The 14883-nt window shown below is 46.0% G+C and carries 10 protein-coding genes and 1 tRNA gene; 6 read left to right on the forward strand and 5 right to left on the reverse strand.

Going from position 1 to position 14883, the window contains the following annotated elements; translation table 11 throughout:
* Positions 1–41: 41 nt before the first annotated feature.
* Positions 42–989 carry an oxygen-dependent coproporphyrinogen oxidase gene (gene hemF, locus L0J61_RS03425; RefSeq protein WP_301464927.1) on the reverse strand — a complete coding sequence of 316 codons (948 nt, stop codon included), beginning with the start codon at positions 987–989 and terminating at the stop codon, positions 42–44.
* A 51-nt stretch (positions 990–1040) separates the two neighbouring features.
* Positions 1041–1685 carry a GTP cyclohydrolase II gene (ribA, locus tag L0J61_RS03430; RefSeq protein WP_301464918.1) on the reverse strand — a complete coding sequence of 215 codons (645 nt, stop codon included), beginning with the start codon at positions 1683–1685 and terminating at the stop codon, positions 1041–1043.
* A 460-nt stretch (positions 1686–2145) separates the two neighbouring features.
* Between ribA and dxs the strand changes: the two genes are divergently transcribed.
* Complete coding sequence (gene dxs / locus L0J61_RS03435; RefSeq protein ID WP_301464919.1) at positions 2146–4203, forward strand: 1-deoxy-D-xylulose-5-phosphate synthase; 2058 nt, start codon at positions 2146–2148, stop codon at positions 4201–4203.
* A gap of 472 nt (positions 4204–4675) precedes the next feature.
* Positions 4676–5503, forward strand: a complete 828-nt coding sequence (locus L0J61_RS03440) for an inositol monophosphatase family protein (protein ID WP_301464920.1) — start codon at positions 4676–4678, stop codon at positions 5501–5503.
* Between the two features lie 80 nt (positions 5504–5583).
* Here the strand turns inward: L0J61_RS03440 and L0J61_RS03445 are convergent, their stop codons facing one another.
* The gene (locus L0J61_RS03445) at positions 5584–6984 is read right to left on the reverse strand and encodes a wax ester/triacylglycerol synthase family O-acyltransferase (protein ID WP_301464921.1); all 1401 of its coding nucleotides are present in this window, start codon (positions 6982–6984) and stop codon (positions 5584–5586) included.
* Between the two features lie 221 nt (positions 6985–7205).
* A complete protein-coding gene (locus L0J61_RS03450; RefSeq protein WP_301464922.1) occupies positions 7206–8030 on the reverse strand; it encodes a thiazole synthase in 825 nt (274 codons plus the stop codon).
* A gap of 456 nt (positions 8031–8486) precedes the next feature.
* On the opposite strand from L0J61_RS03450, the gene gspE reads away from it, so the two are divergent.
* Complete coding sequence (gene gspE, locus L0J61_RS03455; RefSeq protein ID WP_301464923.1) at positions 8487–10070, forward strand: type II secretion system ATPase GspE; 1584 nt, start codon at positions 8487–8489, stop codon at positions 10068–10070.
* Positions 10071–10262: 192 nt separating this feature from the next.
* On the opposite strand, the gene L0J61_RS03460 is transcribed toward gspE, so the two are convergent.
* On the reverse strand, positions 10263–10994 hold the full coding sequence (locus L0J61_RS03460) for a DUF4442 domain-containing protein (protein ID WP_301464924.1): 732 nt from the start codon (positions 10992–10994) through the stop codon (positions 10263–10265).
* Between the two features lie 430 nt (positions 10995–11424).
* Between L0J61_RS03460 and L0J61_RS03465 the strand changes: the two genes are divergently transcribed.
* The 3 genes from L0J61_RS03465 to L0J61_RS03475 all read left to right on the forward strand — a co-directional run bounded on the left by L0J61_RS03465 (position 11425) and on the right by L0J61_RS03475 (position 14797).
* The gene (locus tag L0J61_RS03465; protein ID WP_301464925.1) at positions 11425–12900 is read left to right on the forward strand and encodes an McrB family protein; all 1476 of its coding nucleotides are present in this window, start codon (positions 11425–11427) and stop codon (positions 12898–12900) included.
* 14 nt (positions 12901–12914) lie between these two features.
* Positions 12915–14411, forward strand: a complete 1497-nt coding sequence (locus tag L0J61_RS03470) for an McrC family protein (RefSeq protein WP_301464926.1) — start codon at positions 12915–12917, stop codon at positions 14409–14411.
* 309 nt (positions 14412–14720) lie between these two features.
* A tRNA-Pro gene (locus tag L0J61_RS03475) sits at positions 14721–14797 on the forward strand.
* Positions 14798–14883: the final 86 nt, after the last annotated feature.

Consider the following 14883-nt stretch of genomic DNA (forward strand, 5'->3'; position numbering starts at 1 on the left):
TGATGGTTTTTATATACGTCATATTATTGAATTTAAATGATTTATAGGGATAGCCAATCACGTGGTTTTAAGTAGAAATTGGTTAGTTCAAACTCAGGTGTGCCCTCAGTTGGTTCAAAACGATAGTGCCAACTGGCCAGTGGCGGCATGCTAACGAGGATAGACTCAATACGCCCGTTGCTTTGTAATCCGAATAAAGTGCCACGATCATAGACGAGGTTATACTCAACATAACGCCCACGGCGGTATAGTTGAAACTGGCGCTGCTGGTCGGTATAAGGGGTGTCTTTGCGCTGTTCAAAAATTGGCAGGATTCCATCAAGATAGCCATTGCCCACAGCTTTCATAAAATCAAAACAGGTCTCAAAATCCCAGCCGCGGCTTTCAGTGTTGACGTCGTCATAAAACAAGCCACCGATGCCACGCTGCTCATCACGATGCCGCAAATGAAAGTATTCGTCACACCATTGCTTAAAATCAGGATAGACGCTGTCGCCAAAGGGCGCGCTGAGGTCATGGCAGACCTGATGCCAGTGCACACAGTCAGCTAGGACGGGATAAAACGGTGTCAAATCAAAACCACCACCAAACCACCAGATAGGATCTTCACCTTCTGCTTCGGCGACGAACAAACGCACATTGGCATGACTGGTAGGGACATTGGGGTTCTTAGGGTGTACGACCAGCGATACGCCCATCGCCTGTGCCTTACGGCCAGCGATATTGGGATGGCGTGCAGTCGCAGAAGCTGGTAGGTTGCGAACATGGATATGGCTAAACATCACGCCGGCTTTTTCAATGACTTGACCATCGGCGAGTACGCACGAGCGACCACCGCCGCCTTCAGGGCGCTCCCAATCATCAGGAACGAACTTAGCATCACCGCCGCCGTCTCGCTCTTGCGCTTCGAACGCTTGGCAAATGCGAGCTTGCAAATCAACTAAGAACTCACGTACTCGGGCGATATCGTTATCGGTTGGCGTCGTGATCGAATCTGGTAGGTTTGTCTTATTATCTATATTAGAAGTCGTCATAAAAGTCTATTTATTCAGGTGTATGGCGGTATTGAAGTCTTTGTCTAGCAGGTGGCCCATGCGGTCTCGTTTAGTGGCGAGGTATTCAGCGTTCTGCTCGTTCACGCCCACCAGCAATGGTACACGTTCTACGACATCAATGCCGTGCTCTGTCAGATAGGCAACCTTGTCTGGGTTGTTGGTGATGAGCCTGACCGCGTCGACACCGACGTGAGCGAGCATAGGTCCACACATATCATAGATACGTGCATCGGCAGGTAAGCCTAACATGAGGTTAGCATCCAACGTATCATGGCCTTGATCTTGGAGAGCATAGGCGCGAATTTTATTGGTCAGACCGATACCTCGGCCTTCTTGGCGCAAGTATAAAATAGCACCAACGCCTGCTTCTTGTATTGCTTGCATGGCTGTATTAAGCTGCGGGCCGCAGTCGCATTTCAATGAGCTGAAGGCATCGCCAGTGAGGCATTCAGAGTGAATACGAACCAAAGGAGCTGGCTGCTGCTTTGGCGAGGTTTCATTGTGATCGGCCACAGACAGACCAACGGTCAGCATCACATGCTCTTGGCCTTCGTTGTTTTCAAAGACATGAATATCAAACTCGCCGTGACGAGTTGGTAGTGTGGCGCTAGTAATAAATTGATATGACATTAAAGTCCTGCATGAGCCGATAGTAGAGTCTGTGATAGCAGTATAGACGGTTCACTAACGTGCGTGCTGATAGTGTTGATGATAAATACACACAAAGTTCACAGTCTACGCACGATGATTAAAGCGACCGTTAAAAAAAAATGCTATTATGCCATACTATTTTGACGGATACAGTGACAAGTATTTACCCTTACATTACTATGTCGTCACGAACACTTGGTATTGATGCAAAATAATAAGGCATAATACCCACCCTTAGCATAGCATCGCTGTCTATTAATAAATTGTGACGGTGTGTTTGTTATTAGACGCTACGTAGTGATATACGTCGGTGTTGTATGAGTAATTATATGGTCAGTTACATCAATAATGATGTAGATATTATTGACGTCGCTTAATTATGGTTATCTTTATATTCTAGAGCACGTTTTGTCAGCAGATTGGTAGGTATCTTAGGTTTATGCAGCAGTCACCTCATTCCCCACAGTCTCAGTCCGTATCTGCGCCAGCCATCAAGCCAGCTGCTCAGTTGTCGACTTTACAGCAGACTTATGCTGTGATTCCACGTGTGCGTCCGGACACGCCGTTGCTTGATTCCATCGATGAACCATCCGAACTAAATACGTTTACAACTGCCCAGCTCATTACTTTGGTGGATGAGTTAAGGCTTTTTCTGTTGTACTCTGCTGGTCAAAGTGGCGGGCACTTTGGTGCCAATTTGGGCGTGGTTGAATTGACCATTGCGCTGCATTATTTGCTAGATACGCCTCAAGATCAAATCGTTTGGGATGTTGGACATCAAGCCTATGCCCATAAAGTGCTGACTGGGCGTCGTGAACAGCTGGGCACGATTAGGTCAAAATCAGGCCTGACGGCTTTTCCTGAGCGTGCAGAGTCTGCCTACGACACTTTTGGTGTCGGGCATTCATCGACGTCTATTTCAGCTGGTTTGGGTATGAGTTTGGCGCTGCGTTATCAGGGCCGTGAGCAGACTGTCGCTTGTATCATTGGTGATGGTGCGATGACAGGTGGCATGGCGTTTGAAGCTATGAATGACGCGGTGCAGCAAGATGCTGACCTATTGGTGATTTTAAATGACAACGATATGTCGATATCTTGTTCTATCGGGGGATTTTCACAGCATTTAGCGATGCTGTGGGAGTCGGGATATCAGGTTGATATTTCTGATTCTGGAGAGCCAGTATTATGCCAGCGTCCTGATATGCAAGGCTTTGATCGCCGTAAGCGCCATAAAGAAATGCGCGATGTGCCGCAATTAGAAGACAACTTGTTTAAAGCGATTGGCTTCGCTTATTTTGGTCCGTTTGATGGGCATAATATCCCAGAGCTTCTGCGAGTATTGTCACTTGCCAAGCAGGTTTCAGGTCCAGTTTTGGTTCATATTTACACCACGAAAGGTAAAGGCTTTGCCCCAGCAGAGTCCGATCCGGTCGGCTATCATTCCATCAGTAAGTTACCCGTCGAGCTTGCAAGCAAAGCTCAAGCGCCTGCCTCGGAAAAGCCACAACCGACAGTGAAATACTCGCAGGTATTTGGTCAGTTTTTATGTGACAAGGCTGCCGAAGACAACAAGCTGCTTGCTATCACGCCAGCCATGGAAGAAGGCTCGGGGATGACTGAGTTTGCTCGTCAATTTCCAGAGCGTTTCTTTGATGTGGCCATTGCTGAACAGCATGCAGTTACTCTGGCGGCTGGGATGGCGACGCAAGGCGTCAAACCTATTGTGGCGATCTATTCGACGTTTTTGCAACGTGGCTATGATCAACTGATTCATGACGTGGCTTTGCAGAACATTGATGTTTTATTTGCCATTGACCGTGCAGGCTTGGTGGGCGAAGATGGCGCCACGCATGCGGGCGTCTTTGATTTTGCCTTTTTACGTTGTGTGCCAAATATGGTGGTTGCAGCACCAAAAGATGAAAACGAGTGCTATCATTTGCTCAATACCTGCTATGAATACCAAGGCTGTACAGCAGTGCGCTATCCACGCGGTGCCGGTACAGGCGCAGCTATCGAAAAGCCCGCACAAAGCTATCGTATCGGCGAGGCTGCTGTCGAGTCAGTATTAGGCAGTGATGCAGCACCGATAAAGCTTGCATTATTAGCTTTTGGTACGATGGTCGCGACGGCTCAGCAAGCGGCAGAGGTCATTGCACTAAATCAAGCGGAGCATGAGTCTGAAGACAGTTGTCAAGTGCAAGTGGTCAATATGCGCTGGGTTAAGCCTCTAGACACTGAGCTGTTAGAAAGCCTATTGGCGCAAGGCATCACACATATTGCGACTATCGAAGAGCATGTGATTATGGGCGGTGCGGGCAGTGCGGTAAATGAATACCTACTTAATAATTCAGCTGCCTTTAAACACAGTCGTCCAGCTATTTGCAATATTGGTATCCCTGATCGATTTATCGCGCATGGCTCACAAGCTGAGCAATTGGCAGATTGCGGCTTGAATGTCGAAGGCGTAGTGGCACAGATTCAACAGTTATTGTCATAAGTGGCATTGTTGACAGACCTTATAAAGCTGAAATTTCTTTGACGGTGAATTTTTTAAATTGACGTGGTCAGTCTGCGAATAATAAAGCTCGACAGAAAGAACAAAGCCCGATAAAAAGAGCAAGGCTCGATAGATGGAGCTACCACCTGCTTAGCCGCAGGTGCTAATTTTTTTACAACTTGCGCAGCGTGTGACATCACCAATATATGTTAGATTGGCTTGATGAACCTTATGGTTTTGTCGTTTTATATCGAACAATTTTAGTGTGGGGTCTGTTAAATATTCGACAGATTCTAATACGTTTGTCGTTTTCAGAGCGTGTCTCAAGAGGCACGTTCTAAAAGTACGTTTTTAAATCGCGTAAATAAAGTGTGATGCGGCGGCTGTATGGCATGTTGTGGGCACAGATTTAGTCTTGTTATGGCTTATATTCATTCATCAAGTATTCATTCATCAAGTAAAAAGGTTGTTTATGGAACCCATGGTCGTCATCGCAGCGCGTGCTGCTGAAAAAGTCGGTAAAGAGATTTTGTATGCGCATCAAAACCGCCACAAAATCGAGTTAGATATTGAGTCGAAAGGGCTTGATGGATTGGTTACACGTATTGATCGTTTCAGTGAAGAGCTGACGATTGAGACGCTAAAAGCCAGCTACCCAGATCATTCGTTTTTAGGTGAAGAGTTTGGTATGCAAGAAGGTCGCGGCGAAGATGCCGATTGGTGCTGGATTATCGATCCGTTAGATGGCACCAAAAACTTCGTTCATGGGGTGCCTCAGTTCTGTGTCTCTATTGCTGTACAGTATAAAGGCGTCACCGAACACGGTGTGGTCTACGATCCAGTGCGCGATGAGATGTTCTCTGCTAGCCGTGGTAAAGGTGCTCGTCTAAACCAACGCCGTATTAGCGTCAGCGAACGTAAAACCATTGACGGTGGTTTATTTACCACAGGTCATCCTCTAGAGCGTAAGCGTGACGGTGAAGTGGTCTCTTATGCCAAAGAACATTTCGAAAGTCTGGTTAAGGTCTCTGAAGCAGGCGGTCAAGTTCGCCGTTTAGGCTCAGCAGCACTCGATTTGTGCTACGTGGCAGCGGGTCGCTTTGATGGCTACTTTGAAATGTCTATCAAGCCTTGGGATATTGCGGCGGGTGAGCTGATCGTCACCGAAGCACGTGGGGTTGTAGTCGACCATACTGGTGCGCATAACTCTATGAAATCGGGATCTATCTTTGCTTGTAACGTTAAATTGCTCAAGCCGTTGATGCAGACAGTAGTACCGATCTGGGGCGATGCGTTTTAAAGGTCATTGCGCTTAGCAGTCAGTTTTAGCGTAAAAACAAAAATCTGGTCCTGTTAAGGAGCCAGATTTTTTGTGTTTTTCTACCCCTTGGCATTAACCGTTATACCCAGAAATTCAAGTTCTTTACTGGTGGTTTCCAACAGTTGCAACTCATCTTCTATTAGCTGTATCATGTCTTGCACGTGTGGCAAGGCTTTGCTGCAAGCGGTAATACCAAACTCAATCTTATCCAAGTAACTGGCCAATGTGATGTTCATCGCTTGACCATTGAACACGATAGAAGCAGGGTACAGCGATTGTAGCCTTGCGCCATTCCAATACAACGGTTTTTTAGAGCCAGGAACGTTTGAAATAATCAGGTTAAATGCCTGCTTTTTCGGAAACAAGCCAGCCGCCAAATTGATACCCTGCCAAGCGTAGGAAATCAGACTGTAATTGATGACTTGTGCTTGGTTCATGCGGCGAAAGCGACGCTTGCCGTTGTTCATACTGCGATGGATCAGCTCTATTCTACGCAGTGGGTCATCCAAATGCGTACCCAAGTTGGCCAATACAAATGATAGCTGGTTGCCAGATATACTGTTGTCGGTACGCAGTGACATCGGTACAAAAGCAATCAAAGGCTTGCTAGGCAAGGCATCCATCGAAATCAGATAACGACGTAAAGCCCCTGCACAGACTGCGAGTACCACATCGTTCTTACTGGTATTTAGTCTTTCAGCGATGATATTAAAACGTTGTATATCATAAGACTGAGCTGCTATACGCCGTGATGTCGAGATACGTTTGTTCAAAATAGTCATCGGTGCGTCGAAAGTGCCAACAAAACCATCATCGCCATAGTTTTTGGCATTATCTAGCAGCTCTGTAAAGACAGGCTTGATGGTGGATACTTGCTCTTTCAAAATGTGCTTGATAGATCTTTTGGCAGGCTGAGTGGCATGGACTTGGGTGCGATGGCGCGCCATCAGCGACCAAACTGGCAGAGTCACGGGCTCGGTTGGTGATTGCGACAGTGATTTTTGTACCAAACGCATGGCGGCAACACCATCTACCAACGAATGATGTATTTTAAAGTACCAAGCAAAACGTTCAGGTCCGCCTTCAACTTCTGGTTCGATGCCTTCGATGACATGGCATTCCCATAAAGGCATGGCTCGGTCTAACAACCGCCCATGCTCTCTTGAGACATACATCAACAGCTCACGCACACGCCCCGGATTTGGTAATGCGACGTGGTGTAGGTGATGCTCAACATCAAAGTTCTTGTCTTTTTTCCAAAAAACGAGATTCTCTAGCACTTGATTAAAAGGAAAGCTTGGCGGTACATCAGAGTCTTGCATTTGTTTGACTAATTGATAGACAAAATCGCTCTCAGCATTTTCTGGAAGTTCAAATAAGAATAAACCGCCAACATGCATTGGCTGCTTACGCGACTCAAGAAGTAAGAACAACTGGTCGACGGCTGTAAGAAGTCGCATAATAAATCCTTTTATGGCGATAGATGATATTTTTAAACTATAGCTAACAGGTATTCAATGATACTTTTGTTTATTGTATGCTGGCTGTAGTTTTTAATTGGTATAGAGCGTGCTAGACAGCAGGTGGACGCATAGTGGAATCCGCCACGTGCTCTATACGTCTTATTGTTAAATGCTGTTTGTTAAATACTATTGGCGCCACAGACTACCTTGCTATCAGTCTATTGAAAGAAATAACCTGTCTGTGGTGAGCTGGCAGTGGCCATCTTGCGCATCGGCATACGACCTGCCAAAAATGCGGAGCGACCTGCCCAAATGGCATGCTTCATTGCATGTGCCATGACGACTGGGTTTTGAGCGTTAGCAATCGCTGAGTTCATCAACACACCATCGCAGCCAAGCTCCATCGCAACCGCTGCATCAGAGGCAGTGCCGACACCAGCATCGACCAATACCGGAACGTTGGCGTTTTCGATGATTAGGCTAAGCGTATGGCGGTTGAGCAATCCCAGACCAGAACCAATCAAGCTACCGAGCGGCATAATTGCCACGCAGCCCATGCTTTCTAACTCTTGAGCGACAATCGGATCGTCTGAGGTATATACCATGACTTCAAAACCATCATCAATCAACACTTTCGCCGCTTTTAAAGTTTCCATAATATTGGGGTAAAGGGTTTTTTCATCGCCCAAAACTTCAAGCTTCACGAGGTTATGCCCACCCAGTAGCTCGCGAGCCAGCTTACAAGTGCGAACAGCTGTTTCGGCATCAAAGCAGCCTGCCGTGTTGGGAAGAATGGTATATTTATCAGGAGAAATGACATCAAGAAGATTTGGCTCATCGCTATTTTGACCAATATTGGTACGGCGAATAGCGACGGTCACAATCTCTGCCTCTGAGGCGCCTATGGCCTCGCCAGTCTCTGTCATATCTTTATATTTGCCCGTACCAACCAGCAGTCGAGAAGAAAAAGTACGACTACCTACAGTAAAGGTATCTTGTAGAAGTGGCGTTGGGATAGTGGCACTGCTAGCGTTCTCTGACATAACTAAAAATCCTAATAACAAACGGGCGGTTAATAGACAAAAGATAAGATACAGTCTAATGATGTAATACGAGCATATGTAAAAATTGAGTGATTGCGCTGACTTCAAAGTGAAGGCTGATCGAGCGTGCTAGATAATGCGACCATAGCACTTTCAAACACTGTGATACTGGCAAACGTCACGGCATTGGCAAACACTAAAAGTCATAAATTCAGCAAGCGCCTGATAGTCAGACGATTCAAGCAATGGGATACACTATGAGCAACGAGGTCATACGCCGCGCTCATAAAATAATACTCGTTTAATACAAAATGTTATTATAACAAACTCATGCAGGTTTACAGGCAGTCTTTTTAGTTTGCCTAGGTACAAACCGTGTATCTGTTATGCTTCTATATTAACATCAGAGCGCTCACTCTGATGTTGACGTTATTTTTTATTTATTAGGTCGTCTCTATGATGCAACTGCCGTACAGTTTTGCAAAACGCCATCAGATTTTAGTCATACTTGCGATGGACCCTGAGCTGCCAGCGACTTTGGTATTGACCAAAGAAACACCGCTATCGGCCATTAACGAAGCGGTGCGTTTCTTACATCAGCAAGGCGTACGTGGTGTGCCAAATTATGACAGCGTCAGCACTGATGATTTTGAAAAACGGATGAACGCTGCTTATGCTGGCAATACAGGTGAGTCTCAGCATATTGCTGCAGGGCTTGAGGATCATCCTGATCTGGATAGTTTAGCTGATAGCGTGCCTGAGACCGAAGACTTAATGGATCAGCAGGATGATGCGCCTATTATTCGCCTGATTAATGCGCTGTTGTCGGAGGCGATACGTCTAAGTGCTTCAGATATTCACATCGAAACTTTTGAAAAGCGATTGGTGGTTCGTTTTCGGGTCGATGGAGAACTTAAGGAAATTATCACGCCAAAGCGTCAATTGGCGCCATTATTGGTATCTCGTATCAAAGTCATGGCCAAGCTGGATATCGCCGAAAAACGTATTCCACAAGATGGTCGTATCAGCTTAAGGTTGGCAGGACGAGAAGTCGATGTGCGGGTATCGACACTGCCGTCGAGCTTTGGTGAGCGCGTGGTAATGCGCCTGTTAGACAAACAAGCCGGTCGTTTAAATATGACTTATCTGGGTCTGTCTGACAATGACTATAGTGAGCTGAAGCGTTTAATTCATCGTCCGCACGGTATTATCTTAGTGACAGGTCCGACTGGCTCAGGGAAGACCACCACGCTTTATTCGGCATTGACCGATCTCAATGATCAAACCCGCAATATCCTGACTGCCGAAGATCCGATAGAGTTTCAGTTGGATGGCATCGGTCAGACGCAAGTGAATAACAAAGTAGATATGACTTTTGCTAAAAGCTTGCGTGCGATGTTGCGACAAGATCCCGATGTGGTCATGGTCGGTGAGATTCGTGACTTAGAGACGGCGGAAATCGCTGTGCAAGCCTCTTTGACAGGGCATTTGGTGCTGTCAACGTTGCACACCAACACTGCCATTGGTGCAGTTACACGCTTGCAAGACATGGGCGTTGAGCCATTCTTGCTGTCATCCTCACTCATCGGTGTGGTGGCGCAGCGCTTAGTGCGTACACTGTGTTCGCATTGTCACGAGTGGGAGATCGCAGATAGCGAACAAGCCAAGCTGTTTACCGAGATCGGCATTGAGGTTGGTACGGACGCCAACGCAGGACTGGTAAAAGAATCAGATGCGTTAAATGTGGGAAGTTCTATTAAGTTGCCCAAACCAGTTGGCTGTGACAAATGCAATCAATCAGGATTCAGAGGACGAACGGCGATATATGAAGTCGTGCCCATTGATGATGATTTGCGCCGTATGATTCATAGCAATACGCCTGAATATGAGCTAGAATCCTACGCGCGCCAACAAACGCAATCCATCCGTGCTGATGGACTGCGCAAAGTGATTGAAGGACGTACGACGCTTGAGGAAGTGTTGCGGGTGACCAAAGAAAGCGCCAAAACCGCTAATGATGATGACACATCACTGGTGTAATTAACTAATGTTATAACATGCGTAGAAAGTCGAAAAAGTGTTGCGACGATACAGCTGCGACACACTTTATTCTGTTATTTTTCAACTTATACTGTTACTTTTCAACGATGTTCTCAGTTTTATTGCTCGTTTCAGCTTCAAGGCTTATTGCAACATCAACGCTGACTTCGACGTCAACGCTCTCAGCGACTGCTAGCCTTTTTGAGTGTCGCTATCAGTCTCTACTGGCATACCATTAAGTTCAGCGTCATCTTCAGATTGCTCACTTTCGGCTTCTGCTGTTTTTTCGCTGGCTTTACCGTGGCGGCGTGCTTCTAATTCGGCTTTGGGTATCCAAGCCCAAGTCATTTCGACGACGATAGGATCGCGTTCGCTATCAGACTCACGGTCGTCAATGACACAAGGAATAACCATTTCGCCTTTTGGCGTGTTTAGAATATCCATGCGTTGTTCGTCAGATAAAGAAGCAATCGCAGCAATCTGACCTTTTTTAATCGGGCGATAAAAATTTACTGAGTAGGACTTAATCAATAGTATACGATCAGACGGTAGGTTTAGACCTAGGATAAACCCTGTCGCTGTTTCAGCAAGCAACGTAATGGCAACGGCATGGATAGAACCGATATGATTCTGTACCGCTTTGACATTGTTTAAGCTTACTACGACCTGGTTTGGCTCAACGGTTTCGTAATAGACACCGGTCGTGCCGACATAGGGCACCACTTTACCAAAAGCTTTGGATAAAATGCTTGAGCGTGCACTGGCAGGCAGATACTTGGTGACAGAGAGCAGCTTGGTAAATTGGTTGCTGATGGGTTTAAGCGTGCTTTTGGATTTGTCAGCTGGCGATTTTGTGCTGTCAGCCACTTTGGCCGGCAACTTATTGGTCAGCTTGGCAGGGAGTTTATTTAATAGTCCTGACATACAAAATTCCTTCATAGGGATGGGTAAAAGGTGGTGCTAAGTGTTGTAAAAACTCATCGACAACAGCGCGATAACAGCGCAAAAAATGGCTGTCTTAAAAGCTGCTATGATTATGTTACATCAACCGCGTTCTGCGTACTACTATTAGCATGAACTGCTGCGCCTATAAAACAATACAATATAGTCATTTTCAAACAATACAAACACGTAAATTAGAATATAAGGCTGTTTATGCAGAGATGAGCGATGTGGACAGTCGGGTCATAATGATGGAAGATGGCGTTGGTGATCCTCCTACTTATGACCGCCTATTTATGAGTGCCCTGCTTATGATGGGCTCGTAATGGCTCTGACTTGTAATGAATGAATAATAGACGAAGAGTAGGCGAGCTATACTGTTTTGAACTTTGTTAAAATGCTGGATGAAACCATGTCTGATAACTCGAACAATCCTGTGCCAATCAATGTCATTTATACGGGCGTTGCCGGCACAGGGAAAACCTATCAGCTGTTACAAATCGCTAGGCAATATACGGCCTATCTGCCCAAAGCAGGTGATCAAGACCTACTCGGGCAGCTGCTACAAAACCTCAGCTGGCGTGAAGTATTGTGCCTGATATTTTTAGAGATGCGCACTAGGCAACAGGAACTAGTAAAAGTACCCGAGATAGTCGAACATCCATTTTTTGTGGCCAAAGCTGCACAGAACGATCGTGACAAAAACTTAAGCAATACGGCGTGGTCAGCGTTGCGTCGGCACAGTCCTGCTGATTCAAAGACGGTTAGCTGCGACAATCGTGCTAGCCAAGCCTTTTTTGATAAAGACCAGAGTGGTGCGTGGTATTTATTACCAGAGAGCATGACCTTATTAACTGAATTATCGCAGCAGTTGACTGAGTTTCAGCAAGCTCGATGTGACAATCAAGATAATAAAGACAGGCAACCTCGGGGGTTTAGCCAACCGCGCTTTAGTATGGTGAGCTTTCATCAAGCGTATGGTTATGAAGAATTTGTCGAAGGTATTCGCCCTGTGATGGCAGCCTCCAATGGCGTAGGCAATCACTCAGACAACAGATCTTCTCACATGCATTATGACATTCAAGATGGGGCTTTTTTAAAACTATGTCAACGTGCAGCCCGTGACCCTGAACAGCGTTACGCTATGCTAATCGATGAGATCAACCGAGCCAACGTGTCGAGAGTATTTGGCGAGTTGCTCAGTTTGATTGAGAGTGACAAACGGGCGGGTATGGCGAACGCGATGGCGGTTAATTTGGCGTATTCAGGGCGGTCGTTTAGCGTCCCTGCTAATGTCGATATTTATGCGACCATGAATACTCAAGATCATTCTTTGGCGCCGCTCGATATGGCATTGCGTCGCCGATTCCGCTTTATCAGCTGCCCACCACAGCCGTCGTTGTTACCGGTTATTGACGCCACTCAACACTCAGAGTCTGGCAGTCCTGCAGATACGATAGATCTCTCCAAACTATTAATGGGCATAAACAATCGTATTGTCCAAACGTTAGGAGCCGAGGCACAGCTGGGTCATGCGTTTTTATTGTCCGTAAAAAGTTTAGAGCAATTGCAGACTGTTTTGGTTGAGCAGATTATTCCACAGTTGGCGCAGGCCGCTGGTGGACAAGTCGCTGTTTTACAGTATTTGTTTCAAGATGAACAGCAGCCGATAGATGCTCAGTTTATTCAAGATAGCCAAGCGCAGATGATGGACCACTCAAATCAGATGGACACGCAAAATGACGTACCCGCGCAAAGCCAGTTATTCTCAGGCCATGATTCATTTTTTAGTCAGTCGATGAATACAGGTAGCTATCAGGTGAACGCTGATCTTGTCGCACGAACCGGTGCATTTAGTAGCCCTGCTGTCTATCAGCGTTTGTATTAATGACTATAACAAGAATGTCGGCATCCAGAAAGCCATCATGTGGTGACACGCTAGATAAGAACGTCATGACGGTGTTTGAACACCAACGGCTCATGGCGCATGATTTCGTGCAAACGTCAGATTTTCATTGGCTTCTGGCACAAGAGCTTTCGATATTTAGCATCAAACGAAGGCAAGGGCAGTGGCAACTAAAAGTGGGTCACTATATTGGTATTGTTCTGCTGCCAAGCGGTCAAATGCTTGAAATACTGCCAAAGCTAATGACAAAAAATGAAAGCAGACATCATCACTCTCAGAATGTCTCATCTATACCCGCTGGTAGGTCAGCCAAAAACAGTGACATTCAGCAAACTCGTCACTGGGTACAAAACATGCTGTCTGATTTGGTCAGTAGTAGCCACAGCCAGACGAACCGTCATAAGCTACCGCATCGCAAAAACTTCGGTCAATTTAGTGACCAGTTGACACCGCTGCCGATGGAGTCATTGCCTTTGTCAGACTGGCTCGTTCAGCAGTTTTTGCAGGCGTTGGCACAGTACCAACCAACCAAGCACTATCAGACACAAGTCCATAATCAAACGTCATTACAAGGTCGATTACTGATCAAAGAGCAGCTGCGCCACAACAGTATGCAGCCGCATAGGTTTGTCTGCGAGATCAGCATGATGAACCATGATATGCTGAGTAACCGATTGATCAAAAGTGCTTTAAAACTATTGAAGCCATTACTGCTTAGCTCTGTCCACTCTAAAACCTTCGCCGCTACGTATCTGCAGGCATGGCAATCAATATCTGCTCTGAGCGTTTATGAAACCACAAGGTTAGAGTCCGTATATCACCAAGCAAAACGACAACTAGCAACTCAGCCGCTGCAAGTTTGGCAGTTACGATCGGCACAGCAGTTAGTAGATTTGGCGTATTGGCTGTTACGGCAGTCGACTGTGACTTCCGGTCATGGTTTTGACTCTTCGACATCACTCAAGCCACGGTCATCCCAGATGCGCCTGTGTTTATTGCTCGATATGAATCAAGCCTTTGAGCAATGGGCAAGCTTGCGCATAGCAGCGATGTTTCAGCGAGTGAGTTTAGAGTATAAGCCTTTGTTTCAAGCGCAAAGTGTCTGGTTAAATGATGCGGAAGGGCAGGTCTGTCTATCTATCCGCCCCGACTTATTGATATGCGACTCAGGTAGATATAGCCATGTTGTCGATATCAAATGGAAACATCTGACGCATGCTGGCGCTATCAGTGCCAGTGACGCCTACCAGCTGACCAGTTATGGACACATTTATCAGTCAGGGCAAGTGTGGTTGGTGTATCCTGTACAAGATGATCGTAGGCAACCGGTCGCGCTAAATCAACAAACCCATCATGATGATAAAGCTGCGAATACTAAATTGCTGCAAAACAGTCCGCCCAACAAGAATGATAAAGCACCAGCGCAATTATGGTTGATACCTTTTAATGTTATGAGCGGTACGGTCAGCAATATGCCAGTGACGCCACGATGATAGATGCCGAAATGAGTGGCCTCACGAGCAGTGGCTTGCTTTCAGAGTCCAATGTAGTATAATGGCCCTGTCGATGAGAGACGTCATCGACAAGGGACTCGATTACTGTTTTTTTTAATAGAAATATAGACAGTAAAGATGCAGACCTTCGATTGGCTTCGCAAACTATTTTGAATTAATTAAAAATAAGTGTTGACACAATCAAGGTTACCCCTTAATATATGCACCTCGATAGCGAGGAACATTAACAAGTTACCGGCATCGCCAACAACAAGTTAACGGTTCAAACTATCGTGATAATAGAAATATCGGAGTGTGGCGCAGTTTGGTAGCGCATCTGGTTTGGGACCAGAGGGTCGTAGGTTCGAATCCTATCACTCCGACCATCTATCTTTTTAAGAGCCTTACAGGCTTTTTTTTATGTATAATGGTTTAGTTTATAATATAATTATATTTTAAACTTGATTGGATA

The sequence above is a fragment of the Psychrobacter sp. genome, from assembly GCF_030457785.1.
In the GTDB taxonomy this organism is placed as follows: Bacteria; Pseudomonadota; Gammaproteobacteria; order Pseudomonadales; family Moraxellaceae; genus Psychrobacter.